Origin of the sequence: Pseudomonas sp. 2822-15 (assembly GCF_002742515.1) — a bacterium.
Lineage (GTDB): Bacteria > Pseudomonadota > Gammaproteobacteria > Pseudomonadales > Pseudomonadaceae > Aquipseudomonas > Aquipseudomonas salomonii.
The window spans coordinates 1-26,617 of the sequence record NZ_LJRY01000309.1; the positions used below are offsets into that span (position 1 = coordinate 1).

The 26,617-nt window shown below is 60.9% G+C and carries 20 protein-coding genes; 9 read left to right on the forward strand and 11 right to left on the reverse strand.

Translation table 11 applies throughout. The annotated features are described in order from the left end of the window. Positions 1-272: 272 nt before the first annotated feature. From AOA59_RS27740 to AOA59_RS27755, 4 genes are all read right to left on the reverse strand, one after another. A complete protein-coding gene (locus AOA59_RS27740; RefSeq protein WP_099489737.1) occupies positions 273-3,407 on the reverse strand; it encodes a CusA/CzcA family heavy metal efflux RND transporter in 3,135 nt (1,044 codons plus the stop codon). A gap of 18 nt (positions 3,408-3,425) precedes the next feature. Continuing rightward, positions 3,426-4,532: an efflux RND transporter periplasmic adaptor subunit gene (locus AOA59_RS27745; protein ID WP_099489738.1), complete on the reverse strand. Its 1,107-nt coding sequence runs from the start codon at positions 4,530-4,532 to the stop codon at positions 3,426-3,428. Positions 4,533-4,550: 18 nt separating this feature from the next. Next, a complete protein-coding gene (locus AOA59_RS27750; RefSeq protein WP_099489739.1) occupies positions 4,551-5,771 on the reverse strand; it encodes a TolC family protein in 1,221 nt (406 codons plus the stop codon). 111 nt (positions 5,772-5,882) lie between these two features. Further along, positions 5,883-6,788 carry a cation diffusion facilitator family transporter gene (locus AOA59_RS27755; protein WP_065929706.1) on the reverse strand — a complete coding sequence of 302 codons (906 nt, stop codon included), beginning with the start codon at positions 6,786-6,788 and terminating at the stop codon, positions 5,883-5,885. A 216-nt stretch (positions 6,789-7,004) separates the two neighbouring features. On the opposite strand from AOA59_RS27755, the gene AOA59_RS27760 reads away from it, so the two are divergent. Then, positions 7,005-8,375, forward strand: a complete 1,371-nt coding sequence (locus AOA59_RS27760; RefSeq protein ID WP_099489740.1) for a gluconate:H+ symporter — start codon at positions 7,005-7,007, stop codon at positions 8,373-8,375. 3 nt (positions 8,376-8,378) lie between these two features. Here AOA59_RS27760 and AOA59_RS27765 read toward each other — a convergent pair whose 3' ends face one another. Then, on the reverse strand, positions 8,379-9,668 hold the full coding sequence (locus tag AOA59_RS27765) for an MFS transporter (protein WP_099489741.1): 1,290 nt from the start codon (positions 9,666-9,668) through the stop codon (positions 8,379-8,381). A gap of 186 nt (positions 9,669-9,854) precedes the next feature. Here AOA59_RS27765 and AOA59_RS27770 point away from each other — a divergent pair, with 186 nt between their 5' ends. The 4 genes from AOA59_RS27770 (at position 9,855) to AOA59_RS27785 (ending at position 15,186) form a co-directional block, all read left to right on the forward strand. Then, positions 9,855-11,273 carry a short-chain fatty acid transporter gene (locus tag AOA59_RS27770; protein WP_074854380.1) on the forward strand — a complete coding sequence of 473 codons (1,419 nt, stop codon included), beginning with the start codon at positions 9,855-9,857 and terminating at the stop codon, positions 11,271-11,273. 249 nt (positions 11,274-11,522) lie between these two features. After that, positions 11,523-13,223 (forward strand): acid phosphatase, encoded by a 1,701-nt coding sequence (gene acpA / locus AOA59_RS27775; protein ID WP_099489742.1) that lies wholly within the window; start codon positions 11,523-11,525, stop codon positions 13,221-13,223. Positions 13,224-13,345: 122 nt separating this feature from the next. Then, positions 13,346-14,515, forward strand: a complete 1,170-nt coding sequence (locus tag AOA59_RS27780; RefSeq protein ID WP_099489743.1) for a hypothetical protein — start codon at positions 13,346-13,348, stop codon at positions 14,513-14,515. Between the two features lie 146 nt (positions 14,516-14,661). Beyond that, on the forward strand, positions 14,662-15,186 hold the full coding sequence (locus AOA59_RS27785; protein WP_065929711.1) for an SET domain-containing protein-lysine N-methyltransferase: 525 nt from the start codon (positions 14,662-14,664) through the stop codon (positions 15,184-15,186). Here the strand turns inward: AOA59_RS27785 and can are convergent. Next, positions 15,183-15,827 (reverse strand): carbonate dehydratase, encoded by a 645-nt coding sequence (gene can, locus AOA59_RS27790; protein WP_017134532.1) that lies wholly within the window; start codon positions 15,825-15,827, stop codon positions 15,183-15,185. The genes AOA59_RS27785 and can overlap by 4 nt on opposite strands. 139 nt (positions 15,828-15,966) lie before the next feature. Here can and AOA59_RS27795 point away from each other — a divergent pair, with 139 nt between their 5' ends. Beyond that, positions 15,967-16,371 (forward strand): hypothetical protein, encoded by a 405-nt coding sequence (locus AOA59_RS27795; RefSeq protein WP_056859187.1) that lies wholly within the window; start codon positions 15,967-15,969, stop codon positions 16,369-16,371. Between the two features lie 148 nt (positions 16,372-16,519). Here AOA59_RS27795 and rimI read toward each other — a convergent pair whose 3' ends face one another. After that, positions 16,520-16,972 carry a ribosomal protein S18-alanine N-acetyltransferase gene (gene rimI, locus AOA59_RS27800; RefSeq protein WP_003188286.1) on the reverse strand — a complete coding sequence of 151 codons (453 nt, stop codon included), beginning with the start codon at positions 16,970-16,972 and terminating at the stop codon, positions 16,520-16,522. Continuing rightward, positions 16,965-17,708, reverse strand: coding sequence for an energy transducer TonB (locus tag AOA59_RS27805; protein ID WP_099489744.1), 744 nt, complete (start codon positions 17,706-17,708; stop codon positions 16,965-16,967). Before AOA59_RS27805 ends, rimI begins: the two co-directional genes overlap by 8 nt. Before the next feature lie 187 nt (positions 17,709-17,895). Between AOA59_RS27805 and mksB the strand changes: the two genes are divergently transcribed. The 3 genes from mksB to mksF are packed head-to-tail and all read left to right on the forward strand — an operon-like array spanning position 17,896 to position 22,707. Then, on the forward strand, positions 17,896-19,173 hold the full coding sequence (mksB, locus tag AOA59_RS27810) for an Mks condensin complex protein MksB (protein WP_056859189.1): 1,278 nt from the start codon (positions 17,896-17,898) through the stop codon (positions 19,171-19,173). Next, positions 19,163-19,870: an Mks condensin complex protein MksE gene (mksE, locus tag AOA59_RS27815; RefSeq protein ID WP_065929713.1), complete on the forward strand. Its 708-nt coding sequence runs from the start codon at positions 19,163-19,165 to the stop codon at positions 19,868-19,870. The genes mksB and mksE overlap by 11 nt, the downstream gene beginning before the upstream one ends. After that, positions 19,867-22,707 carry an Mks condensin complex protein MksF gene (mksF, locus tag AOA59_RS27820; RefSeq protein ID WP_065929714.1) on the forward strand — a complete coding sequence of 947 codons (2,841 nt, stop codon included), beginning with the start codon at positions 19,867-19,869 and terminating at the stop codon, positions 22,705-22,707. Before mksE ends, mksF begins: the two co-directional genes overlap by 4 nt. A 169-nt stretch (positions 22,708-22,876) precedes the next feature. Here the strand turns inward: mksF and AOA59_RS27825 are convergent, their stop codons facing one another. The 3 genes from AOA59_RS27825 to AOA59_RS27835 are packed head-to-tail and all read right to left on the reverse strand — an operon-like array spanning position 22,877 to position 26,442. Next, positions 22,877-25,180, reverse strand: a complete 2,304-nt coding sequence (locus AOA59_RS27825) for a PqiB family protein (RefSeq protein ID WP_099489745.1) — start codon at positions 25,178-25,180, stop codon at positions 22,877-22,879. Next, on the reverse strand, positions 25,173-25,796 hold the full coding sequence (locus AOA59_RS27830) for a paraquat-inducible protein A (RefSeq protein ID WP_017134539.1): 624 nt from the start codon (positions 25,794-25,796) through the stop codon (positions 25,173-25,175). Before AOA59_RS27830 ends, AOA59_RS27825 begins: the two co-directional genes overlap by 8 nt. Then, complete coding sequence (locus AOA59_RS27835; RefSeq protein WP_056859193.1) at positions 25,783-26,442, reverse strand: paraquat-inducible protein A; 660 nt, start codon at positions 26,440-26,442, stop codon at positions 25,783-25,785. The genes AOA59_RS27830 and AOA59_RS27835 overlap by 14 nt, the downstream gene beginning before the upstream one ends. Positions 26,443-26,617 lie beyond the last annotated feature (175 nt).

The following is a 26,617-nucleotide window of genomic DNA, read 5'->3' on the forward strand; positions in this document are numbered from 1 at the left end:
TTATATCTCGCCTGTACCGCCGCCTTCGCAGCCTCGCTGGGGCTCGACAGCTCCCACATTGGATCTTTGTTGCTGGGGGGATTTGTGTATGGCGCGATGGCCTTGCGGACTGAGATCTAAGCAACAAAGCCGATCCCCTGTGGGAGCTGTCGAGCCCCAGCGAGGCTGCGAAAGCGGTGGGTCAGGCAACTTATATCTCGCCTGTGCCGCCGCCTTCGCAGCCTCGCTGGGGCTCGACAGCTCCCACATTTGATTGCTGCACTGCATACGCATCATTCCTCCTTGCGATGCGCCCACTGGTACAGCGCCGGCAGCACCAGCAAGGTCAGCAACGTAGAGGAAATAATCCCGCCGATCACCACCGTCGCCAGCGGCCGCTGCACTTCGGCGCCGGTGCCGGTGGCGAGTGCCATGGGGATAAACCCGAGTGACGCTACCAGCGCCGTCATCAACACCGGGCGCAAGCGCGTCAGCGCGCCTTCGTTGACCGCCAACGCTAACGGACGCCCTTCTTCACGCAGGTTGCGGATAAAGGCAATCATCACCAGGCCGTTCAGCACCGCCACACCCGACAACGCGATAAAGCCCACACCCGCCGAGATCGACAGCGGAATATCGCGCAGCCACAACGCCATGATTCCACCAGTCAAGGCGAACGGGATTCCGGTAAACACCAGCAAGCCATCCTTGAGGTTGTTGAACATCATAAACAGCAACCCGAACACCAGCAGCAACGCCACCGGCACTACGATGCGCAAACGCTCGGAGGCTTCCTTCAACTGTTCGAACTGGCCACCCCAGGTGGTCCAGTAACCGGCAGGCACCTTCACCTGGGTGGTGATGGCCGTCTCGGCCTCTTCGACAAACGAGCCAATATCACGCCCACGCACGTTGGCGCTGACGATCACCAGACGCTTGCCATTCTCGCGGCTGATCTGGTTCGGGCCGAGCACCAGGTCCAGGCTCGCCACCTGGGACAAGGCAATAAACCCCAACTGCCCCGCCGCATTACCGGCCTGGGCAGGCACCGGAATCAACAGCCGCGACAGGCCTTCGATATCGGTGCGCAATGCGTCGGATAACCGCACCACCATGTCGAAACGCCGGTCGCCTTCGTACAACGTACCGGCCTGGCGCCCACCCACGGCCACGGCAATGGTGTCCTGCACATCGCCCACATTCAGGCCAAAACGTGCGGCCTTGTCACGTTCGATATTGATCGTCAGCACCGGCAGACCAGAGGTCTGTTCCACCTTCACCTCCGAGGCGCCATCGAGCTTTTGCAAGGTTTCGGCGATTTCCCCGGCGGTCTTGTTGAGCACCGCCATGTCATCGCCAAACACCTTCACCGCCACGTCACTGCGCACCCCGGAAATCAGCTCGTTAAAACGCAACTGGATCGGTTGCGACAATTCATACGCACTGCCCGGCACAATCGCACTGGCGCGCTGGATATCGGCGATCAGCGCTTCGCGGGACTTGTTCGGATCCGGCCATTGGTCCTTCGGCTTAAGCATCACGTAGCTGTCGGAAATGTTCGGCGGCATCGGGTCGGAAGCGATTTCAGCCGTGCCGGTGCGCGCAAACACTCGCTCGATTTCCGGCACTTGGGCGATCAGTATTTTTTCCAGCTGCTGCTGCATCTGCACCGATTGCGACAGGCTGGTGCCGGGTACGCGCAAAGCCTGTTGGGCGAAGTCGCCTTCGCTGAGGCTGGGGATAAATTCGCTGCCCATGCGACTCGCCACCGCGCCCGAAGCGACGATGGTCAATACCGCCAAACCGAATACCAAGGCACGACGCGCCATGACCCAATCCAGCACCGGCCCATAGACCCGACGTGCAGTGCGCATCACCAGGTTTTCTTCTTCCTTGACCTTGCCGGTCACGAACAGCGCTATTGCGGCGGGCACGAACGTCACCGACAGAATCATCGCGCCCAGCAGCGCAATCACCACGGTAAACGCCATGGGATGGAACATCTTCCCGGCCACGCCAGTGAGGGCGAAAATCGGCAGGTAAACCACCATGATGATCAACTGCCCAAAGATCAGCGCCCGCCGTGCTTCCTTGGCCGCCGCGAACACTTCGTGCAGGCGCTCGCTGCGCGTTAACAACCGCCCATGCCGCTGCTGTGCATGGGCCAGGCGGCGGATCGCGTTTTCGACGATCACCACTGCGCCGTCGACGATGATGCCGAAGTCCAGCGCACCGAGGCTCATCAGGTTGGCGCTGACCTTGTTGGTGAACATGCCGGTAAAGGTGAACAACATTGCCAGCGGAATCACCATCGCCGTGATCAACGCCGCGCGGATATTGCCCAGGAACAGAAACAACACCGCGACCACCAGCAGCGCGCCTTCGAAGAGGTTTTTCTTCACCGTGGCGATGGCTTTTTCCACCAGGTTGGTGCGGTCGTAGACCGTGACGGCGACCACACCGGCGGGCAGTGAGCGGTTGATCTCTTCGAGTTTTTTCGCCACGGCCTGGGACACGGTGCGGCTGTTTTCGCCGATCAACATGAACACCGTGCCCAACACCACTTCCCGGCCGTTTTCGGTGGCCGCGCCAGTGCGCAACTCGCGGCCGATTTCGACCTGCGCCACATTGCGCACGCGAATCGGCGTGCCATCCGAGCTAGTGATGACAATGTTGGCGATATCATCAATCGACGCCACCTGACCCGGTGCACGGATCAGCAATTGCTCGCCACTGCGCTCGATGTAACCGGCGCCGACGTTGGCATTGTTGCGCTCCAGCGCCGTGACCAGATCACCCAAGGTCAGGTTGTAGGCCGCCAGACGCTTGGGGTCCGGGGCTATCTGGTATTCCTTGGCGAAGCCACCGATGGTGTTGATTTCGGCCACGCCCGGCACATTGCGCAGTTGCGGCTTGATGATCCAGTCCTGGATCACGCGCAGGTCGGTCGGCGTGTAGGGCGTGCCGTCGTCCTTGCGCGCGCCGTCTTCGGCCTCGACGGTCCACAGGAAAATCTCCCCAAGGCCGGTGGAGATCGGCCCCATCGCAGTTTCGATACCCAACGGCAATTGCCCGCGTGCCACTTGCAGGCGCTCGTTGACCAATTGGCGGGCGAAGAACAGGTCGGTGCCGTCTTTGAAAATCACCGTCACCTGGGACAACCCCGAGCGCGACAACGAGCGCGTCTGCTGCAAACCCGGCAACCCGGCCATGGCGGTTTCAATCGCAAAGGTAATGCGTTGCTCGGTCTCCAGCGGCGAAAAACCGGCCGCCGCCGAGTTGATCTGCACTTGCACGTTGGTGATGTCGGGCACCGCGTCGATGGGCAACTTCTGATAGCTGGCGATGCCGACACCGGCCATCAACAGCACCGCCAGCAGCACGATGAGGCGCTGCTCGATGGCAAATTGGATAAGGCGCTCAAACATGGGGAATCACTCGCAGGATCAATGGGCGTGCTCGGCCGAGCCTTTACCCAGTTCGGACTTGAGGATGAAGCTGCCGACGGTGGCCACCTGCGCCCCGACCTCAAGGCCCTGGCGCACTTCGACGTAGCCGTTTTCGCTCACACCGAGTTCGAGGTGGCGGGTGATGAAGCCCTGCGCAGTGCGCACGAACACCGAAGGTTTGTCCTCGACGGTCTGGATCGCGGTTTGCGGCACGGTGACTTTGGCCTGGTAGGTGTCGGTGGCCAATTGCACCGTCACAAACAGGCCCGGGCGCCAGGCGTCATCAGGGTTAGGCACGGTCACGCGCACGGTGGCGGTACGCGTCTGCTCGCCGAGCAAATTGCCGACGTAGGCCACAGTGCCCTGCACCTCGGTACCCATTTCCGTGGAGATGACCTTCACTGGTTTGCCGACCCGCACCTTGTTCAAATCCTTGGGGAACACGCCGAAGGTGACCCACACCTGGGACAGGTCCGAGAGCGTGAAGGCGTTGCTGGTCTCGCTGACCACTTCGCCGACGCCGAGGTGTTTTTCCACCACCACGCCGGCAAACGGCGCCCGCAGTTCATAACGATTGCCACCGACCAGGACCGCGCTGCCGCTGAGCGCGGTCATCTTCTGGCGCGCGTTGTTCAGAGCGATTTCGGCCTCTTGCAAGGTCTGCCGCGCCAGCAGGTAATCCTGCTCGGCGGAGATTTCGTCCTTCCACAATTGGCGCTCGCGCTGGAAGGTAGTGCGCGCCAATTCGACCCGACGCTCACTGGCTGCCAGCTCGCTGCGCTGGTCGGAAATTTGCTGGCTGGAGATGACCGCCAACAGCTCGCCTTTCTTCACCGACTGCCCAAGGTTGACCTTGACCGCCTCCACCACACCGGCCGCACGCGGCACGATGTGCGAGGTACGGTCCTCGTCGAATCGCACTTCCCCCGGCAGCGTCAACACCGTGCTGATCGAGCGCGGTTTCGCCTGGGCGAGTTGGATACCGGCGGCCTGGATCTGCTGTTCAGTGAGTTCAAGCGCGCCTTCTTCTTCATCGGCGACGGCAAAGCCAGACAGCATCAAGCCCAGGGCGACAGCCAGCGCCACGCCATGTGTATGTTTCATAAAGGACTCCAGAAAAAATCAAAACCGGGCGAGGTCGCCGTAAATCCGTTCGATACGCACCCAGGCATCCGTGGCCTGGGCGGTCGCCGCGAGGTATTGGGTGCGTGCGGCGATCAAGGTGCGTTGGGCGTCGAGTACGTCGAGGAAGTTGAACTTGCCCATCTCGAAGCCACGGGTGGCGCTGTCCACCGCGCGTTGGGCGGCGGGCAGGATCTGTTGGTTGAAGGCGCGCACTTCGGTATCGGCGGTTTGCCACAGGTCCAGGGCCTGGCGGGTCTCGGTGCGCAGGCGCAGTTCGACGGCGTTGCGCAGGTCGCGGGCCTGGTCGGCGCGGCGGTTGGCGGCCAGCACATTGCCCTGGTTGCGATTGAACAATGGGATCGGCATCGACACGCCCACCACGTTCACACGTTCACGCACGCTGGCGTCGTACTGGCTGCCGATCGATACATCGAGGTCGGGAATCCGCTGGGCTTTTTCCAGGCCCACGCTGGCCTCGCTTTGCTGGATGTGCAGTTCGGCCAGGCGCAACTCAGTGGTTTGCTCCAGGCGCGCCAGCAAGGGTGCGGAGGGCGGCAACGGTGGCGCGGATTGGCTTTGCGTGGCGACCGCCTGAAAGTCAGGGTTGGCGCTGCCGGTGCTGGCGGCGAGACGGCGGTAGGCATCCGTGAGGCCGATCTGCGCGCGGTTCAGTTCAAGGCGGATCTCCGACAGTTGCACCTGAGCGCGAGTGGCCTCCACCGGCGACGACTTGCCAGCCTTGACGCGACCATTGGCGACCACCAGGCCGCGCTCGGCCAAGGCCATCGAGCGTTGCGCCAGGTCGAGGCGTTCCTGGGCTCGCAGGGCGCCGTAGTAGCTGTCGATCACATCGGCGCGCAGGCCGTTGCGACGTTGCTCCAACGTCAACGCGGCGGCATCCTGAGCGCGCGTTGCCACATCGATACGCGCCCCACGCTTACCACCCAGCTCCAAAGTCTGGCTGAGTTTTATCGTGGTGGTACGCGAGTTGCGGCGGGTGTCTTCGGCATCCCAGGAAGCCACTGGATTGGGGATCAAACCCGCCTGCTGGCGGCCGCCCTCGGCAATATCGATTTCCCATTGCGCGGCGGCAAGGTCGGGGTTGTTGGCGAAGGCGGTTTGCAGGGCTGAATCAAGAGTCAGGGTTTGCGCCTGGGCAGCGTTCGCCGCTACCCACAACGCTGCGCCCCCCAAAAATGTTCTAAACGAAAGTGCCATAACGAGAGTTCCACGCCCATGAAGTCGCTGAGGTTTCCCAGCGGGGGCAATGTAGCTTTCGCGACTTATCAGAGCGGTGGAGCAAAGATTACAAATCCGACAGGCACAGGCTCAAGCGTGCACCTCGTCAGGGTCGTCGTGATGAAAACCTTCGCCTTCGACCTGCAAGGTGACGTGGGAAATATCGAATTGTTCGTGCAGCAATTCCGTCACCCGCGTGAGGATCTGTTGCTCGGTGCCTTGGGACGAATCCGCAACCAAATGCGTGCTCAGCACATTCTTGCCGCTGGTCAGCGCCCAGATATGCAGGTCGTGTACGTCATTGACTCCAGGCACGCTGCGAATGGCCTGCTCAACCTGATCGATATCCATGCCGTCCGGCACGCCCTGCAGCAGGACATTCATGCTTTCCTTGAGCAGCGTCCAGGTGCGTGGCAACACCCAGAAACCAATCGCCGCCGCCACCACGGAGTCGACCCAACCCCAGCCGGTAAACATGATCACCAGCGCCGCGATGATCACGCCGATAGAACCGAGCATGTCGCTCCAGACCTCCAGATAAGCGCCCTTCACATTCAGGCTCTCACCGCTGGCAGCACTGAGCAGGCGCATGGCGATCAGGTTGACGATCAGCCCCAATACCGCAATCACCAGCATGCCGGCGGACTGGATTTCGGCCGGCGCCTGCAACCGTTGATAGGCCTCGTAAAGGATGTAAAACGCTACGGCGAACAGCAGCAGCGCATTGAATGCCGCCGCCAGGATCTCGAAACGCGCATAACCAAAAGTGCGCTTGCGGTCGGCCGCACGCTTGGCGACCTGAATGGCCACCAGGGAAATCGCCAGGGCCAGGGCGTCGGTCATCATGTGCGCGGCGTCGGACAACAGCGCCAGGCTACCGGTGATAAAAGCGCCGATAACCTCGGCAATCATGAAGCTGCCGGTCAGCCCCAGGGCCATCCATAACTTGCGTTCGTGGCCGGCGCGTACTTGGGCGTGGCTGTGTCCTGCGCTCATGAAATGTCCTCGTGGTTTGTAGTCTGTTGATCATAGAGCTATAGGCCAAATTCCCGCGCATACCTTGCAAACTTGTCACGCGCCCGCCAGCTCATCGTTAAATTGAGCGCACCAAAATCGCCCATGCAAGCGCTGCGGCGGTTCTATCAGGTATGCTTTTCGAGCAGGAAACAAAAAGAAACAAATTAACCAACCTGTTCGATAAGGAGTCCCGTTTTGGAGTTATCGACTGCGGCGTGGGTGGTTCACGACACCCGCCTCATGTTCTGCGTTCTGCTGGCCATCGCCAGCATCATTGTGTTGATCAGCGCGACCAAACTGCCGCCATTCCTGTCGATCCTGATCGGTACGTTCATTGCCGGTGTGGGCGCAGGGCTACCGCCTGAAGAAGTCGCCAAAGCCTTCAGCAAAGGCGCCGGGGCGATCCTCGGTGAAGCCGGGATCATCATTGCCCTGGGCTCGATGCTCGGCGCACTGATGGCCGAATCCGGCGCGGCCGACCGCATCGCCACTACCCTGCTCGGGTTGGGCAAAGGCAAGTCACTGCCTTGGGTGATGGCGCTGGTGGCCATGGTGATTGGATTGCCGCTGTTCTTCGAAGTCGGCCTGGTGATGATGGTGCCGATCATCTTCGTGATGGCCAAGCGTTCGAACCAGCCACTGCTGAAAATCGCCATCCCGGCGTTGGCGGGCATGACTACCCTGCACGCCCTGATGCCACCGCACCCGGGGCCGTTGATTGCGGTGAGCGCGTTGCACGCCGACCTGGGCCTGACCATGCTGCTGGGCTTCTGCCTGGCGGTGCCGGCGGTGATTCTCGCTGGCCCGCTCTATGGCAACTGGCTGTCCAAGCGCCTGCACGTGGATGAGCCGGCCGACATCGGCGCGCTGTTCAGCGCACCGCCCAAGGCGCCGCGCCAGCCGAGCTTTGGCGTGTCGCTGCTGATCATTTTGTTGCCGGTGATTTTAATGCTCGGCAGCACCTTGGCCAAAGTCGCACTGCCAGCCGAAAGCACCGTCGGCCTGACCTTGAAGTTCCTCGGTGAACCGCTGATCGCCCTCGGCCTGGCCGTGATCGCTGCCGTCATCTGCCTGGGCTGGGCCGCCGGCATGCCGCGTGCCGAAGTCGGCAACACCCTGCGCAAAGCCCTCGCGCCCATCGCCGTGTTACTGCTGACCATCGGCGCCGGCGGCGGCCTCAAGCAAACCCTGCTGGACGCCGGTGTCAGCCAGACCATCAGCAAGGTCGCCGAAGGCGCGCACATGCCGTATCTGCTGCTGGCGTGGTTGATTGCCGTAGCCCTGCGCCAGGCCACCGGCTCGGCGACGGTCGCTACTACCACCACGGCGGGTATCCTCGCGCCGATGATGGCCGGGCTGGCCGCAACCCAAAGCTCATTGGTGGCGCTGGCGATCGGCGCGGGCTCGGTATTCTTCTGCCACGTCAACGACGCCGGGTTCTGGATGGTGCGTGAGTACTTTGGTTTGCAACTGAAACAGACGATTTGGGTGTGGTCGGTGTTGCAGACCATTGTTTCGGTGGTTGGGCTGGTTGGTACGCTGCTGCTCTGGCACTTTTTGACCTGACCCTCAGTCGGACAAGGTGTGGCGCTTGCCAAACAGCGCCACACTCACCACCCCCACCGCGCCCATCACCCCGCAATACCCCACGCAAATCCACGGGCTGGTCGGCATCAACGCGATCAGCAACAGTGGCGTTGTACTCGCCCACAACGCATAGGCAATGTTGTAGGTAAACGAAATCCCCGACACCCGCACGTGCGCCGGGAACAGGCCGACCATCACCGATGGCACCGCGCCTACCACACCGCAACTCAAGCCCGCCACGGCATACGCCGCGCCCAGCCACACGCCGCCGCTGATCAGGCTGGCATACAGCACCGCAATGCCCACCGGCAGCAACAGGCTGTAGACCAGCACTGCGCGCCAGGCGCCGATGCGGTCGACCAGCAAACCGGCGAGTACGCAGCCTATATTGAGGAAGACGATGCCCAGCGCACTCAGGGCGAAGGTGTGGCTGGGGCTCATGCCGAAGGTTTTTTGCATCATGGTGGGCGTGATGACCACCAACACCACGACTGCCGAGGTCAGCACGCAGGTGAGGATCATCGCCGGCAGCAACACGGCGCGATGGTCGCGCAGCACGGTGCGCAACGGCATTTCAGCGGCAGCCTGGCGGCGAGCCTGCATTTCGAGGAACACTGGGGTTTCGCTGAGCCAACGGCGCAGCCACACGCCGATCACGCCGAACACACCGCCGAGCAGAAACGGGAAGCGCCAGGCGTAGTCGAGAATCTCGGCGGGGGTAAAGATCTGCGCGAGCAAGGTGGCGGTGAGTGCACCGAGCAGGTAGCCAAAGGTCAGCCCGGCTTGCAGGAAGCCCAGGGCGTAGCCTCGGTGGTGTCGCGGCGCGTGTTCGGCGACGAAGGTCCAGGCACTCGGCACTTCGCCGCCCACTGCGGCGCCTTGCAGCACGCGCAGGGCCAGCAGGATCAGCGGGGCGAAATAACCGATTTGCGCGTAGGTGGGCATGATCCCGATCAGCAGGCACGGCAAGGCCATCATCAGGATGCTCAGGCTGAACACGCGTTTGCGTCCCAGATGGTCAGCGAAGTGCGCCATCAGGATGCCGCCCAGCGGGCGCGCCAGGTAGCCGGTGACGAAGATGCCGAAGCTTTGCAGCAGGCGCAGCCATTCGGGCATTTCCGGCGGGAAGAACAATTGGCTGAGGGTCAGCGCAAAGAACACAAAGATAATGAAGTCGTAGATTTCCAGCGCGCCGCCGAGGGCGGCCAGGCCCAGGGTTTTGTAGTCGGAAGGGGAAAAACGCTGCGCCCGTGGGGAAAAGGTGGCAGTCATGTAAAGGCTCGGCAGACAAACAAAATGGCGTGCAGGTTATGAGCTGCGCCCAGTGATGGCAATCGCGACAGATATATTTGTTTTCCTCATGGATCGATGAAGATAACTGCATTCCCATATCAATGCCCGTAGCGGAACATGCCGTAAAACTGCCAACACCCATAATAAATACAAGAGGAAAGACTCGTGGCCGATGCTATCGAAGAAAGCCGCTATGCCCGATTTGCCCTGCGCTGCTCCAACTTCGCCGAACGCTGGTTTCCGGACTCCTGGGTGTTTGCCGCCCTGGCGGTGATCATTGTTGCCGTGGCGACCCTGGGCATGGGTGCCGCGCCGACCGAAGCCGCCAAGGCATTTGGCGACGGGTTCTGGAGCCTGATCCCGTTCACCATGCAGATGGCCTTTGTGGTGATCGGCGGGTATGTGGTGGCCAGTTCGCCGCCCGCCGTAAAGCTGATCGACCGCCTGGCACGTATCCCCAAGAATGGCCGCTCGGCGGTGGCCTGGGTCGCGTTGATTTCCATGGTCGCGTCTTTGCTTAACTGGGGCTTGTCCCTGGTGTTCGGTGGCTTGTTGGTACGCGCACTGGCCCGCCGCACGGATTTGCGCATGGATTACCGCGCCGCCGGTGCTGCGGCTTATTTGGGTTTGGGCGCCGTGTGGGCACTGGGGCTGTCGTCGTCGGCCGCGCAGTTGCAGGCCAACCCGGCCAGTTTGCCGCCGTCGATCCTGTCGATCACCGGGATGATCCCGTTCACCGAGACCATCTTCCTGTGGCAATCGGGCGTGTTGTTGCTGGCGCTGATCGTGGTGTCGCTGATCATCGCCTACGCCACCGCACCCGGCCCCAATAGTGCCCGTGATGCCAAGGCCTGTGGCGTCGACCCGGCCTTCAATATGCCTAAACCACAACCGCCGACGCGTCCGGGCGAATGGCTGGAACACAGCCCGCTGCTGACCATTCTGCTGGCCTTGCTGGCGGCGGGCTGGTTGTTCCATGAGTTCTCGACCAAACCTGCGATCAGCGCGATTTCGGGGCTTAACACCTATAACTTCCTGTTCATCATGGTCGGCGCGCTGCTGCACTGGCGCCCGCGCAGCTTTCTGGATGCGGTGGCACGTGCAGTGCCGACCACCACGGGCGTGCTGATCCAGTTTCCGTTATATGGCTCGATTGCCGCGTTGATGACCGTGGTGAAAGGCGGTGACGGCCAGACCCTGGCGCACCATATCTCGTTGTTCTTCACCTCCATCGCCTCCCACGACACCTACGCGCTGTTGATGGGCGTGTACTCGGCGGTGCTGGGCTTCTTTATACCGTCGGGCGGTGGCAAGTGGATTATTGAAGCGCCTTACGTGATGCAAGTGGCCAATGACCTGCAATACCACCTGGGCTGGGCGGTGCAGATCTATAACGCGGCTGAGGCGCTGCCGAACCTGATCAACCCGTTTTATATGCTGCCGCTGCTGGGCGTGCTGGGGCTGAAGGCGCGGGATCTGATCGGGTTTTCGTTTGTGCAGTTGCTGGTGCACACGCCGCTGGTGTTGTTTCTGTTGTGGGCGTTGGGGACGACGTTGAAGTATTTGCCGCCGGTGATGCCGTAGGGCATCAAAGCGCGCTCTCCGATGAAATGTGTAGAGGCTTTCCCACTCATCGCGGACCGACACGGGTGAGGCCATCGTCAAGGATGCGTTGACGGCTCAAGTGGAGTACTTGCGCGCGGGCAGCCAACTGGCACTGCACTTGTTGTAATCGCCCTTCAGCATTCAAGCCGCTGTCTTCGTTCCGTCACATTGCATTGCTACCGTCCTGCGAAATATCTTGCAACAATCAGCCAGCAGGAACGCCCAGCAATGAGTGACGAGCACGAAGACCGCCCTTCTCCCGATTCCGTAACCCAACCGCCCGTGGACACCAGCCGTCGGCGTTTCCTCGGGGGCGCGGCGGTGCTGGGGGTTGGCGCGACCTTGAGTGCTTGCGGCAATACCAGCGAGCCTGCGGGCAAGCCAGAGGTGCGGCCGCTTACACCGCAAGAGCTGGACAAGGCCTTGCACGAGCAGGTGAAGACAGTCGTGGTGATCTACGCCGAGAACCGCAGTTTCAATAACCTGTTCGCAGACTTCCCTGGCGTGGAGAAACCACTGTCGGCGCTCTCCGCAGCCGACGTGCAGCAACGTGACCGTGATGGCAGCTTGCTGACCACCCTGCCACCGGCCTGGGGCGGCGTGTTGCAAGTCGGCCCGCAAAGTGTGGACGGGGTGACTTACCCCAGCGAAGTGCAATTCCAGGAAAACCTGCCCAACGCGCCATTCGCCCTCAAAGGCCCGAATGCCGAGGACCTGCCTTTGAGCCTGGTCACTCGTGATTTGTGGCATGTGTTCTACCAGAACCAGATGCAGATCAATGGCGGCAAGAACGACAACTTTGTCGCCTGGGCCGATTCCGGTGGCCTGGTGATGGGGTACTACGCCCAGAGTCGATATTCCCTGCGCTTGTGGGACGTGGCCAAGGAGTTTGTGCTGTGCGACAACTTCTTCCAGGGCGCTTTCGGTGGCTCGTTCCTCAACCACCAGTACCTGATCAGCGCCACCGCGCCGTTTTATCCGAATGCCGCACAATCGGTGGCCAAGGCGCAAATAGCCACGCTGCAAAGCGATGACCCCACCGACCCGCGCCTCAAGCCGCTGGACAAGTCGCCGGCCAGCGCCATGAGCGGCCCGCCGCAGTTCGGCCCCAGCGCGCTGACGCCGGATGGCTACGGCGTGAATACCCTGGCGCCGCCGTATTGGCCGACCTGGATCCGCGACCCGCAAAACCCGGACTACTCCAAACCCGATCTGCCCAACGTGCTGGTGCCGCAAACCCACGAACACATTGGCGACAAACTGTCGAAAAAGAACGTCGACTGGGCCTGGTACGCCGGTGCCTGGCAGGCGACCCTGGACCAGTTCAAGGACTCGGGCGGCATCCCGAAGATTCCCAACTTCCAGTACCACCACCAGCCGTTCAACTACTTCAAGCAACAAGGCCCGCAAAACCGTGCCGAGCGTGACAAGCGCTTGCGTGACGGCGGTTTGGGCGATGACTCCGGCACCAACAAGTTCTTCGCCGATGCCCAGGCCGGCAAGCTGCCCGCCGTGACGTTCTACAAGCCCCAGGGCAACCTGAACATGCACGCCGGCTACGCCGATGTGGCCTCGGGCGACCGCCATATCGCGCGCGCCTTGAAAGTGCTGCAAGAGAGCCCGCAGTGGAAAAACATGGTGGTGGTCGTCACTGTCGATGAAAACGGCGGCTGGTGGGACCACGTAGCCCCGCCCAAAGGCGATCGCTGGGGGCCGGGCACGCGGGTTCCGGCATTGGTGGTGTCGCCGTTTGCACGCAAAGGCACGGTGGACCATACGGTTTACGACACCGCGTCGATCCTGCGTCTGATCACCCGCGTGTTCCAGCTGGAGACACTGGACGGCCTCAAGCAGCGCGATGACGCGATGATCGCCCGCGGCCAGAAGCCCATGGGCGATTTGAGCAACGCCTTGCAGTTCAACCGGTAGGTTTTCTTATCCAATAGCGACATGCCCGGCGATTTAGCACGCGGTTTTCCTGGTCAACCGCTACTGTGTGCAAGTGGGCTTTCACCCCGCGCAGACGGGCTTTCGCTGACAAGGAACCAACTATGTTTAAACCGACCAGGCTGTCCTTCACCCTGGCCGCACTGCTGGCCAGTGCGGTTGTACAGGCCGACATCGAAGTACCACTGGGCAGCACGCAACGCGTCACCCAACTGTTCGCGTTCCCCAATAACTGCAATGTGATCTGCTTTCGGCCATGGACGCTGGAGCAGACCGCCGAGCACTATTTGAACCAGAGCTTGCAGCGCGACGGGTACAGCCGCGCCAAGGTCAGTGTGAAAACCCATGAAGGCCAGGTCTCAGCCACCTTCAGCGGCGTGCCGGAGCATTACGGCCAGCCCCTGACCACGCTGCTCAACACCGCCGACCTGGCCTATCGGGGCGCCAGCAAACTTAACAGCGACGGCAAATGGGCCTACAACTGGTACTTGTTCCTGCCGCTGGGCATGGCCCTGGAAAACCGCAAGAGCATCGAACTGTTGCACTTCCCGCCCGACTACTCGCTGACCCAGGCCCAGGACTACCTGGAATCGGCCACCACCGACCGCTGGGCCACCTTGCTCACGGACAATGGCATCCCGGCCACGGAAACACCGGCCTACCAGACCATCATCGATATTGCGCCGATCGCCGCACCTTCCAATGCGGGCAAGGACCTGGAAAACGTCTACAGCTACTTTGCCGACTACCAGACCCGCATGGTCAAGGAGCTGAGCCTGCACGCCAACGGCTCATTGCCGATGGTCGCGTTCGGTGCGCCTGTGCGTAACTGGATCAAGCAACAGTACGGCCAGACCGTTGCCGTGCTGGGCCTGGCGCAGATCAGCCCGGCTGCCGGTAAAACCGTGTCGGTATTGGGCTCCAACCACCCGAGCTACATCTGGTACGCGGCGGATCCGGCCAGCTATGACGGCAATGAACAAAAAGCCGATGAGGCCGGTTTGAAAGTGATGGGCCAAGACTTGAGCGCCGCCTGCTGGCAGGCCGGCATGGGCCAGAAACCTGCCAGTGACCCGAACGTGTTGCTCAAGGCGTGCATGAATACCTGGCAAGTCACGCGCAAGGAGCAGACCTGTGAGCTGTTCTACACCTCGGTACGCAATTTGACCCCGGAACAAGCCAACGCCAAATGCGCCACCCCGCCCATCAAGGCGCAGTTGAAACAACTGAAAGACGCCGCCCCGATCCCCGCTGTTACCGCCCCGGCGCTGTAAATCGTACAAAATATAACCGGTTTCTACTGTCAGATCTGACAGTAGAAATCGGCTACAACTTCGGCGAGTCTTGAACGGCACCCATCCGCTGCAAGACTGGAAGTCAGCCCCCACCGCAGGTCGATGCAGCCTAACCCAGGAGAGTTATGAAAACTCAAGCCATGGATAAGGCTAAAACCGCTGTGAGTGACTGCCTTTACCCCTTCAAGACGGTGCTCGCTGAACAAGGCTACCCTTCGACCCGGCACTTCCAGGTCGTACGCGATGCGAATGGAATAGGGGCCGCACTCAAGGCGTGCGTCGCCTTTGACACCCGCGTGCGCATTGCCAGAGTGTCCGGCTACGCCTTGGGCGAGCGCCGTGCGCACACCTTGCAGCTCTCGTCACGCATTCACCTGTATGACCCGTGGTTCACACGTCTGATGTTGCACTCGTGCAATCCGAACGTGTTTTTCGATGCCACCTACCTGGAAGTCTGGACCGTACAGCCTATTGCGCCTGGCACCTTGCTGACGATGGATTACGCCACCACCGAAGATGCGCTGTTCCGGCAGTTCGCCTGCCAATGCGGCGAGCTGAACTGCCGGGGCTGGATCACCGGCGCCAAAGAGAAGTTGAACGCCGAAGGTGAGGCGTTCATGGCCCAATGGCGGATGCGCAAACGGCCTTAGGCTTCGCCCAGTGGGCGCAGGCGATATTGCGGCGGCAGTTGCTCAAAGCCACTGATGGTGGTGTTCAAGCTCTTCCAGCGGCCATCCTTGATGCCGTAGATGCAGCCGTGAATCGACAGGCTTTGCCCACGGTGCCAGGCGTTTTGCACAATGCTGGTGTGGCCGACGTTGGCAACCTGCTGGATCACATTCAGCTCGCACATGCGGTCCACCCGCTCCTCTTCGGTGGGCAACTGGGCCAGCACCTCGCGGTTTTCGTAGTAAAGGTCGCGAATAGTGCGCAGCCAGCCGTCGATCAGGCCGAACTGGCGGTCCTGCATCGACGCACGCACGCCGCCGCAGCCGTAGTGGCCGGTGACGAGGATGTGTTTGACCTTGAGCACGTCCACCGCGTACTGGATCACCGACAGGCAATTGAGGTCGGTGTGCAGCACCACGTTGGCCACGTTGCGGTGCACGAACAGGTCGCCGGGCAGCATGCCGACGATTTCGTTGGCCGGAACGCGGGCGTCGGAGCAGCCGATCCACAGGTATTCCGGGGTTTGCTGGCGGGCGAGCTTGGCGAAGAATTCGGGATCTTCCTGTTTGATCGCATCCGCCCAGCGTTCGTTGTTATCAAGCAGGTCTTGTAGTTCGTTCATCAGGGAAAGCCTCAGGAATGATGCGCAGCTTTGTGACAGACAACCGCTCGTCCGGGTCACGCCCAGGCGCAATTAGCTTGAATCTTTAGGGCGCCGTGCCTGTCCACACACTATAAGCCCCACAGTATGAGGATTGGCCATGACTGAATCACGACGTCCCTACGGCGCTACGCAGCCCGAACCGATTGATGACAACGAAGACCGCATGGGCGAGATGCGCGAGCTGGATTTTGACGAGCAAGAGCCGACCGCGGAAATCGGTGATGAGCTGCCGCGCCGCGAGCGCGAACACCTGATGCCCGACGAACGGGTACGTGAAGCCGGCATGACCGGGGCTTCGACCGACGATCATGAGTCCACGGATGATGACATGAGCCCGGAAACGCTGATCCATGAGGATGGCGCGCGGGATGCTCGTGAGGCCGGTGAGGATAATCCGGCGGATTATGACCTGAGCATTGTGGATGAGGACGAGATTGGCGGCGGGAATGGGTTGGATGAGGCCGAATTGGCAGATATTGACCCGATAGACGGTAACCGCTGACACAACACCGTTGAGCCTGTGAATACTTCCCCTGTGGGAGCCGGGCTTGCCCGCGATGCAGGCGCCTCGGTATTCAGCCGGACCGAGGTGATGCTATCGCAGGCAAGCCAGCTCCCACAGGGGCCGGCTTGCACATCGGGTTTTATTCTTAGTCGACCAGGGTGCAAGCCATGACGACGGCATCTTCGCGCCCACCCACGGCCGGGTAGTAATCGCGACGACGGCCGATTTCGTTGAAGCCGTAGCGCTCATACAGCCGGAATGCGCCGGTATTGCTGTCACGCACTTCCAGGAAGCACTCCCGCGCATTGGCGGCGTAAGCGCGGGACATCAGGTGCTCCAGCAGCGCCAACCCCAGGCCACGGCCCTGGTTTTCCGGTTTGACGGTGATATTCAACAAGTGCGCTTCATCCAGGATGATCTGCACCACACCGTGGCCCACCTGCTGCTCACCTTCAAACATCAGCCAGATCTGGTACTTGCCCAGCCCATCGAGAAAAATCCCACGGGTCCAAGGATGGCTGAACGCCGCGTATTCAATCTTAAGGACAGCATCGAGGTCCGCCTCGGTCATCGGGCGGAACGATAAAGCTTCACTCATCGGTACTTTTCCAGCGCGCCATCAGCCGGCGCATGGCTTGCCAGACATCAGCCTTACGCTGTGGCTCTTCCATTAATAATTCCAGGCCCGGCAAGGCCCATACCGAGCCCAGGCCTTCGACCTGCAGCTCGCGATACCAGGCCTCGGCGTTCGCCTCACCGGCAAAACGCACGGCAGGCAGGCCGATCAGCCACAGGCATACGCAGGGTTCGTCTTCCAGGCGCGCCGAGACAAAACCCTGGACGAAATCCCGTGCGGCGTCGGGGCCCTGGTCCATGTTGCCGCGCACCAGCAGTGGCCAGCGCACGGGGTCGCCGACGATTTGCGGGCTGTCGGGCAGGCCGGCGGCGCGCAGCATGTCTTTTAGCAGCATGTAGGCCGGGTCGCGGGTCTGAAAACGCTCGCCGGTGGGCAGTTCCACCAGCAGCAGGCAACGCCCGGCCCGCAGTAACTGCAGGGCGAAACGTGGCGGCGGCACCACCGCAGCCTTGGCCACCGGCGCTGGCGCTTCGGCCGCCACGGGCTTGGCCACGGGAGACGGGCGCGGCACTTCAACTTTCACGCGCTCGACAGCTGGGCGAGCCTCTGGCGTGGGTTTGACCACCGCCACCGGCGCAGCGGCTTCCTCGCCCGACACCTCGAACGCCTCATAGGGCTCAAGCGCCTGCAGCAGCTCGGGCCGCGACGGGGCGGCAAACGGCAGTTCGGTGCGGGGCAGCCAGTTGACCACCTGCATGGCGGTCAAGTAAGCGCGACGTCGGGACTCGATAAGCACAGCTCGGCCACTTGTGGATAACTAAAGAGCAGGGATTCTACCGCTGTTCGGTAACAATCGCCCACTGCGCACTGACCGGCTGTGGATAAATCCCGCGCCTGATGCAGTACAATCGCGACTTTTATTCGCCAACCAGCTGGCCATTCCGATGATCGAACCCAAGCGCGTCTTGCGCGCCCTCGCCGAACACTGGGCCCTGCTTGAGCCACTGTGCGAACACTTCGACCAAGGCACCTTGAGCCTGAGCGAGCTGCGCGCACAACTGGCGGCCCAACAACTGGACAGCACGCCACAGGACATCACCAGCCTGCTGGACGTGTGGATTCGCCTGGATATCCTGGTGCCTGTCGCCAAGAGCCCGAACCGTTTCGAGCTCAACGCACAGATCCACGACTTCCTCGCCTATCTTCGCAAGGAGCACCGGCTTGGCCTGTGCCTGGAAATCGAAGCCTACCTGCGCCACCTCGAGCGCCTGGCCGGTTACATCCAGGACGCCTTCGACATCCGTGATGGCCACGACCTGGCCCGCCAACTGCGCTTGCTGGATATGCGTGTGCGGGACGTGCTGAAAAAACTCGCCAACGACGAACAGGCCCTGGCGGCCGTGGCCGACCGCGCCAAGACCAGCGACCGGCAGATCCCGTTGCGCCAGCGTTACGCTGAGGTATTGGCGACCTGGGACGAATACGTAGAACCGATGATCCAACTGGTGAACGCCGACGGCGCCTTTGAGCAAGGCGTGCGCAAGGTCGAGAACGTGCTGCTGCGCATGCTCACCGAGCAGCAGCGACTCGGCCACCTGGTGGACGACGACATGCTGCTGCGCACCCACGCGCGCATCCTCGAAATGCAAACCAGCGCCCAGTTGACCTTGCGCCATGCCCGCGAACTGCTGCTACCGCTGCGCGAAGAAGCGCGCCGCCATAACGCCGTAACCCGTGGCGCCGCGCTGGCCTTGTCGGCCATTCGCCGTAAAGGCCTGGACGCGGTGCCGCAAGCGGCGATGCCAATGTTTACACGCCCGCAAAGTACTTTCCTGGGCAGTGCCAGCCAGGTCGAAGCGTACGTGTATGCCCTGGCCAATTTCGAGCCGAAACCGGCGCGTTTTCCCAAGGCGCACAAATCCCACAAGGGCGAAGCCCAACGTGCGCCGCGCACGGTCAAGGAAATGCTCGAGCGCTGCGAAGACGCGTTGCCGATGCCGGACCTGATGACCTGGCTGCTGGAGCAGGAACCGGACGGCGCCACCGATGAATTGCTGTACTGGTTCTCACGGCTCTCGCGCGAAAAACGCTTCAAGCGCGAACGCCTGGAACGCCGCGACTACCACACACACGAGCACCAGGTCAGCCTGCGCTCATTCGCCCTGCTCCCGGCTGGCACCGATGCCACCGAGAATTCTGCGAGCACGCCTTATGCATCTTGATCTATCCGAACTGTCCCAGCTGGCACCGATCTTTCGCGAGCTGTTCAAGGGTTACCACGTCAGCCGCCGCGACCCGGAGCTGTACGCGCAGCTGTCTAATTTCCAGGACCAGTACCGCACGTTGTTCAAGGCCCTGGGGTTTGAGCTGGTGTGTGACACACGCGGTTTCTATTACTTCGTACCAGACACTGCCGTGGCTGCGGCGCAGGTCAACAAGACCGCGCAACGCCTCGCGCTGTTCACCTTCATCATCGTCGAACACCTGGCCGACCAGGGCCGCGACCCGATCGCCGTGCTCGACGGTGGCAGCCTGGGCCGCGATGAGTTGCCGTCATTATTGGAAAAGTACCGCGACCTGTTTATCCAGGCCGAAGTGCAGACCCAGGAAGAGCTCGAAGAAAAGATCATGCGCCGCATGACCCAACTGGGGTTTGCCAGCGAAGACAACGGCATCTATCGCTTCCTGCCGCCGATGCACCGCTTCCTCGATGTGTGCCTGTCGGTGCAGCAGGACCGTGACCTGGCCGCCAGCGTACACAGTGTGTTGCCATTGCCGGCGCCGGTGATCATCGATGAAGACAGCGACGAAAAACTGCTGAAAACCGATGACCCGCTGGACTTGAGTGACTTTGCCGAAGATAGCGAAGAAGACGCCCTGGCCCGCGCCATTGCCGAAGAACAGGAGACCGACGCATGAGTAAGGAACGCTACGGCATCCGCCGCTTCGCCCTATTGAACACCGCGGGTTACAGCCTGGGCTTGTTCCCGCTGGAAGAACCGTTGTCGGTGTACGGCGCGAATAACCTGGGTAAATCTGCGTCGATCAACGCCTTGCAGTTCCCGATCCTGGCGCGCATGTCGGACATGAGTTTCGGCAAGTACACCCTGGAACAATCGCGGCGCTTCTACTTTGCCACCGACACCAGCTACATCCTCGTGGAAGTCTCGCTGCCCCACGGCCCCCACGTGATCGGGGTGGTCGGGCGCGGCCCGGGTGGTGGTTTCGGTCACCAGTTCTTTGCCTATGCCGGCAAGCTGGACTTGGCCCATTACCAGAAGAACGACACCTGCCTGCGTCAGAAAGAGCTGTTCACCAACCTTGAGCGCGAAGGCCTGAAAGCCTACGAACTCAAGCCGGACGAGCTGCGCCGTTTGCTGGTGGGCGGGCACACGTCAATCCCGCTGGACCTGACCTTGATTCCGCTGCGTTCCACCAGCGAACAGAGCCTGAAGACTTTCCGCGCGCTGTTTATCAACCTGCTGCATATGCGTGAAATCACCGCGGCCAAGCTCAAGCAATTGTTCCTGGACGCGTTCGAACACAGCCTGCGTTCCGGCAGCGTGGACTACATCGCCGCGTGCGAAGAAGCCTTCCGTGATGTAAGGCGCATGGAGCAGGACTACAACTCGCTGGTGGCTGCCGGGCCGTTGGTTGAGGCACTCGCCAATGGCGTGCGCTTGCGCGATGTATTGCGCGGCAAATTACATCGCCTGTCGCCCTTGCTGGATTCGTTGCTGGGTACCTGGTCGGACTACGCCAGTGCGCGCAAGGAAGAGCTGACCATCCAGGCCGAGCACTACCGTAACGAGCAGGACGCGCTGCAAAACGATCAGCGCGGCGGCACCCAGGAGCTGATGCGCCTGGAGCGCGAGATCAGTGGCATCCAGCGCTGGCTGGGCGAGTTGTCGGTGCTCAAGCATCGCTTTGCGCTGGTCGATGACGTCAAGGTGCTGGAGCAGCAACTGCTGGCGGCCAAGGATGCCCACGATGAATTGGCGGGCGCCCTGGCGCAATCCCGGCAGTTCAGCGCTGAGGACCTGGATGAGCGCTTGCGCGACCTGGAAAAACGTTTGAAGTCGGTCAGGCAGCAGCTCGACCACGCCGACAACAACAGCTACGCCAAACTGCGTGAAGAATTTTCACAGCAGGACGTCGAGCGTCTGATGCGCCTGTTCAACAGTTCGTTGTTCAGTTTGCCGCTGGGTGAGCATGGCATCACCTTGGATGAGGACGGCCAGTGGGTTAAATCCCTGGAGCAGATCCTTGATGGCTTCAAGGGCGAGAAATTTGAAGTGCCGGGGCTGTCGATCGACATCTCCCACATCGAGCCACCGGCCTTGCAGGCACTGGCCGATCGCGCGGCGTTGCGCGATCAGAAAGAGCGCCTGGAAAAAGAACTCAAACAGCTCAAGACTCAGCAGGCCGTAGCCTCTGACCGTGCGGCGAGCAAGACCCAGACCGAAGCGCTGTACCAGCAAGTGCTGGATGCGCAGAAGGCGCTGGAAGACTTCCGTCGTGCACAAACCCTGAGCGCGGAAGAAGGCGAGAAGCTGGAAAACCTGGCGCAGATGGAAGCCGCGCAAGACGAGTTAAAACGCTCCAGTGATGCCTTCACCGAGCGTGTCCAGCAGTTGTCGGCCAAGCTGCAACTGGTCGGCCGTCAGATCGGTGATATGGAAGCCAAGCAACGCACGCTGGACGACGCACTGCGCCGCCGCCAGTTGTTGCCGGCCGACTTGCCGTTCGGCACGCCGTTCATGGACCCGGTCGACGACTCCATGGACAACCTGTTGCCATTGCTCAATGACTACCAGGACAGCTGGCAAGGTTTGTTGCGTGCTGATGGCCAGATCGAAGCGCTGTATGCGCAGGTGCGCCTCAAGGGCGTGGCCAAGTTCGACAGCGAGGATGACGTGGAGCGTCGTCTGCAATTGCTGATCAACGCGTATGCGCACCGCACCGATGAAGCCCTGACCCTCGGCAAGGCGCGCCGTGCGGCGGTTACCGATATTGCGCGGACCTTGCGCAATATCCGCAGCGACTACGACAGCCTTGAGCACCAGTTGGCCTTGTTCAACCGCGAGATCAACAAGCGTCAGGTATCGAACCTGCAAAGCTTCCGCATCGTGCTGGCGCCGAACAAGGAAGCCCTCAAGCATATCGACCAGATCATCCACAGTGCCGGCCAGTATGAAGAAGGCGAAACCCTGTCCGTGTTCGACCTCAGCCAGAGCGCCGAGCAGGACAACAAGAACGAAGAGGCCAAGGAATACCTGGCCCGTCTTGTGGCTGCCAACCATAACCAGCTGGGCCTCAAGGACTTGTTCGAACTGGCATTTGAAATCACCAAGGTGCATGGCCAGCCGGTGATCCACACCGACATTGACGGCGCGGCATCCAACGGCACCACCATGACCATCAAGGCGCTGACCAACATGTACTTGTTGTTGCACTTGATGGACCGCGACCAGGCCGGGCGCGTGCGTTTGCCGTACTACCTCGACGAAGCGGCGGACATCGACGAGAAGAACCAGGCGGCGTTGCTGGAAACCAGTTTGCAGCTGGGCTTTGTGCCGATCCTGGCCAGTGTGAAGCCGCAGGTGTCCGCCCAGGTGGCGATCGACCTGGAAGGCGGCAGCGGGCCGAATGGTATCTACATTGATGAGGCGGACTGGAAGTACATCCGTCGCCACGACGTAGTGAAGGCGACGGTGAATGTGCAGGCGGATGAGCCGGAGTTGGATGAGGTTTAAGCCACTGCGCTGAAATGCAAAAGGCCGCGATCTGTATGGATCGCGGCCTTTTTTATGGGCTGGGGTTTTGCAGTGATGTTGAGGGCCTCATCGCGGGCAAGCCCGGCTCCCACATTGGAATGCATATCCCTGTGGGAGCCGGGCTTGCCCGCGATGGCCGCGCCTCGGTCTATTTGCCGAGCGGGATTCTAGGCGCCCAGGTCAGCCACTCATCCTCAAACTTGTCAAACAACGGGAACGTCTGCTGCGGTCGCGCCGCATTGCCCATGCGCTCGCCCTCCGGTGTGGCAAAGGCAATGCCGCCGGCCACCAGCGTCTCCAGGGATTCCGTGCGCACCGTCGCACCTTTGAACAAGCCGAAGTCCAAACCGAACCCACTGGTATTCCAGAAGCGGCTGCCACTGCGCACCAGCGGTGCATATTTAGGTTCGATCAGGATATGAACCAACACGCGGTCGGCGGTTTGGCCCAGTTCGTAACCGGTAACTTTACCTACAGTGACTTCACGGTAAGTGACCGGCACGCCTTCCTTCAGCGAACCACGGCGTGCGGCACTGAGGACCAGGCTCAGGCCTTCTTGCTGGTGAACAGCCTCTGGTGGTTTGTCCAACGCGACGAAGCTCTTTTGCGGCCCGGCATTTTTCACGGCGGGTTGCACTTCGATGTACTGGCCGGTGACCAGAGTCTCCAGGTTCGCTGTTTTCATCAGGCCCAGCTCAGGCTTGACCACCCAGAACTGGCTGCCGCTGCGTGCGATGCGATCAGCCACTTGGGTGATCCTTGCACTGAGCAGCACCGACTGCATGTCGGCGCTGAGGTCGACGTTCTCGATCTTGCCCACGTCGAGACCTTTGAAACGTACTGGCGTGCCAGGGCGCAGACCGTCGGCGCGATCAACCTTGATGGTCACCAGGGTGCCATGCTGGTTGGCCGCTTCGCGATCGGCAAACAGACGGAAACGCGGGATACGTTTTTTCAACGGCACATTCTGTTCCGGGGTTTCGAAGGCGATACCGCCAGCCATCAGGCTGGCAAGGGATTCACTCTTCACCTGGATGCCGCCGGTGAGGCCGCCGGTCAAGGTGACGCCGCTGGCGTTCCAGAAACGCGTCGAACCGTTGACCAGGTTTTCGTATTCCTTCTCGATGTGAACGCCGATCACCAGTTGCTTGTTCTTGCGCGAAAACTGGTAGCTCTGCACCGAACCGACCTTGACCTGTTTGTAGAGGATCGGGCTGCCGACATCCAGTGAGCCGAGGTTATCGGTGAACAGCACCATGTGCAGGCCGGGGGAGCGCAAATCCAGAGGTGGCGCTTTGGCGCGGGCAACATACTCACGTTGCGGTGCGCTGCCTTTGTCGCCTGGCCGGATGGCGATGTAGTTACCCTTTACCAACGCCTCCAGGCCGGTGATGCCGGCCAGGGAGATGGACGGCTTGACCACCCAGAACTGGGTGTCCTGCACCAGGTAGTCTTCGGCGAGCGGGTCGAGGGTCAGCTCGGCATGGGCGCTGGACAGGTCCGGGTCAATCTTCAGGGTTTTCAGGCTGCCGACCTGGATCCCTTTGTACATGACCGGGGTGCGCCCGGCCTGCAGGCCTTCGAAGTCGGTGAGCTTGACCTTGACCTTGATGCCGGCGGCGGCGGCGTCGAAATCCTCATAAAGACGGAAAGGCAGGCTCGGATCCGTCGGCGGGCTGTCCTTGCGATTTTCAGGGGTGGCGAACGCGATACCGCCGGCGACGATGCTGGACAGCGACTCGCTGCGCACTTTTACGCCGGACAGGTTGGCATCGATGCTGATGCCGCTGGCGTTCCAGAAACGCGTGTGTTTGCGTACGAGACTGGCGTAAGTCGGCTCGATATAGACCTTGATCTCGACGGTGCTCTGGTCCTCGGACAGCAGGTAGCTTTTGACTTGGCCAACCTGGATCTGTTTGTAGAACACCGGACTGCCGCGATTGAGCGAGCCGAGGCGATCGGCTTTAAGGGTCAAGTGCAGGCCAGGCTTGGCGTCAGATAACGGTGGTTCTTCGGAGAGCGCCTTGAATTTGCGCGTGGGCTCGCCGTCGCCAGGGCTGGCGGCAATGTAGTTACCCGAGACCAGAGTTTCCAGGCCAGTAATACCGGCGAGGCTGACGCTGGGTTTTACCAGCCAGAAGCGTGTGTTGGTCTTGAGGTATTGCTCGACGTCCTTGTTCATCTCGATGGTGGCGATCACCCCGCGATTGCTGCCTTCGTCATCCAGGGCCAAGGCTTTGACCTTGCCCACCGTCATGCCTTTGTAGACCACTTCGGTTTTGTTGACCTGGATGCCCTCGCCGCTTTCAAAGCGCACCTGGATCTCGAGGCCCTGTTGGGAATAGGCACGCCATCCCAGCCAGCCGCCGATGATCAGTGCAATCAGGGGGAGTACCCAAATGGCCGACCAATTGGAGGCCGGGCGGGTTTTAGCTTTAGGCAAATCACTCATGGTCGTCGTCCGACTCCGTGTTATCCCAAATCAGTCGGGGATCAAAAGTTACTGCGGCAAGCATCGTCAAGATCACCACACTGGCAAACGCTGCAGCACCAAGGTTGGCCTCGACACTGGCAAGTCGCCCAAAGTTAACAACCGCCACCAGGATGGCGATCACGAAGATATCCAGCATGGACCAGCGGCCAATGAATTCGATAAAGCGGTACATGATAATGCGTTGTTGTGCGGACAGCGGTTGATGGCGCTGCACCGAGAACAGCAACAGGCCAATGCCCACCAGCTTGAACGTCGGCACCAGAATGCTGGCGATAAACACCACTGCAGCGATGGGAAACATTCCGTGCTGCACCAGCTGAATCACGCCCGCCATGATAGTACTGGGATCACCCTGTCCGAGAGAGTTGATGGTCATGATTGGCAACAGATTAGCCGGGATATACAGGATTGCTGCAGTGATCAGCAACGCCCAGGTACGCACAAGGCTGTTGGGGCGACGCGCATGGATCAGCGCACCGCAACGGGTGCACAGCTGCTCATCGGTATCAGCCTCTTGCTTGTTCAGCTCGTGGCATTCGGTACAAATCAGAATGCCTGCATCAATCGCCCGCATGATCATCCTCTCCTGAAAGCGCTTGCCAGATCTGGTGGGGCGACATCACCACCTCCAGCAATACTTGAACCACTAATAGGCTGACGAAGCAGACAAGCCCCACGCCAATGGTGATGGAGGCCATGTCCGCGAGCTTGACGATCGCGACCAGCACGCCCATCAGGTAAACCTCCAACATCCCCCAATCCTTGAGGTGATGGTAAATGCGGTAGAGCAACAGGCCATAACTGCGGCCGATGTTCCAACGGATACTGAGCAACACCGCCAATTGGCAAAGCAGTTTGAGCAGCGGAATGCCCATGCTGCACAGGAAAACCACAGCCGCGACACCTTGCATGCCGGTATCGAACAGACCGACCACGCCGCTCCAAACGGTGTCCTCCGAGGACTGCCCGAGAAGATTGAGCTGCATGATGGGTAAAAAGTTCGCCGGGATGTACAGCAACAGTGCCGCCAGCACCAAGGCGAGGCTTCGCTCAACCACGTTGTGGCGATGAGCGTAGAGCTCGTAACCGCAACGTGGGCATTGGGCTTTTTCACCGAGGGCGAGTGCGGGTTTGCGCATCAGCAAGTCGCACTCATGGCATGCCACCAGATCCTCCAGTGGTAACTGCGACACCTCGACGGTATCAACCGGATCGGGCATAGATAGGGCTCGAACTCTAAAAAAGGTTAGGTGCCTATTCTAATGGTCTGGTTCAGAAATAACTGTGCAAATTTGTCGGCAGCCTTGGGCCGGTTTGGGTTTTCGACCGCCCAAAACAAAACCCCTGATTGCGTTAGCAATCAGGGGTTTCGGAATTTAATCTTGACGATGACCT

Bases quoted from the DNA above. Each gene is read 5' to 3' on its own strand.
- AOA59_RS27795 (WP_056859187.1), top strand. From the start codon at position 15,967: ATGACTGAATCACGACGTCCCTACGGCGCTACGCAGCCCGAACCGATT.
- can (WP_017134532.1), bottom strand. From the start codon at position 15,827: ATGAACGAACTACAAGACCTGCTTGATAACAACGAACGCTGGGCGGAT.
- AOA59_RS27830 (WP_017134539.1), bottom strand. From the start codon at position 25,796: ATGCGGGCGATTGATGCAGGCATTCTGATTTGTACCGAATGCCACGAG.
- AOA59_RS27750 (WP_099489739.1), bottom strand. From the start codon at position 5,771: ATGGCACTTTCGTTTAGAACATTTTTGGGGGGCGCAGCGTTGTGGGTA.
- AOA59_RS27805 (WP_099489744.1), bottom strand. From the start codon at position 17,708: ATGCAGGTGGTCAACTGGCTGCCCCGCACCGAACTGCCGTTTGCCGCC.
- AOA59_RS27765 (WP_099489741.1), bottom strand. From the start codon at position 9,668: ATGACTGCCACCTTTTCCCCACGGGCGCAGCGTTTTTCCCCTTCCGAC.
- AOA59_RS27780 (WP_099489743.1), top strand. From the start codon at position 13,346: ATGTTTAAACCGACCAGGCTGTCCTTCACCCTGGCCGCACTGCTGGCC.
- mksE (WP_065929713.1), top strand. From the start codon at position 19,163: ATGCATCTTGATCTATCCGAACTGTCCCAGCTGGCACCGATCTTTCGC.
- AOA59_RS27755 (WP_065929706.1), bottom strand. From the start codon at position 6,788: ATGAGCGCAGGACACAGCCACGCCCAAGTACGCGCCGGCCACGAACGC.
- AOA59_RS27825 (WP_099489745.1), bottom strand. From the start codon at position 25,180: ATGAGTGATTTGCCTAAAGCTAAAACCCGCCCGGCCTCCAATTGGTCG.
- mksB (WP_056859189.1), top strand. From the start codon at position 17,896: ATGATCGAACCCAAGCGCGTCTTGCGCGCCCTCGCCGAACACTGGGCC.
- mksF (WP_065929714.1), top strand. From the start codon at position 19,867: ATGAGTAAGGAACGCTACGGCATCCGCCGCTTCGCCCTATTGAACACC.
- AOA59_RS27740 (WP_099489737.1), bottom strand. From the start codon at position 3,407: ATGTTTGAGCGCCTTATCCAATTTGCCATCGAGCAGCGCCTCATCGTG.
- AOA59_RS27745 (WP_099489738.1), bottom strand. From the start codon at position 4,532: ATGAAACATACACATGGCGTGGCGCTGGCTGTCGCCCTGGGCTTGATG.
- rimI (WP_003188286.1), bottom strand. From the start codon at position 16,972: ATGAGTGAAGCTTTATCGTTCCGCCCGATGACCGAGGCGGACCTCGAT.
- AOA59_RS27785 (WP_065929711.1), top strand. From the start codon at position 14,662: ATGAAAACTCAAGCCATGGATAAGGCTAAAACCGCTGTGAGTGACTGC.
- AOA59_RS27835 (WP_056859193.1), bottom strand. From the start codon at position 26,442: ATGCCCGATCCGGTTGATACCGTCGAGGTGTCGCAGTTACCACTGGAG.
- acpA (WP_099489742.1), top strand. From the start codon at position 11,523: ATGAGTGACGAGCACGAAGACCGCCCTTCTCCCGATTCCGTAACCCAA.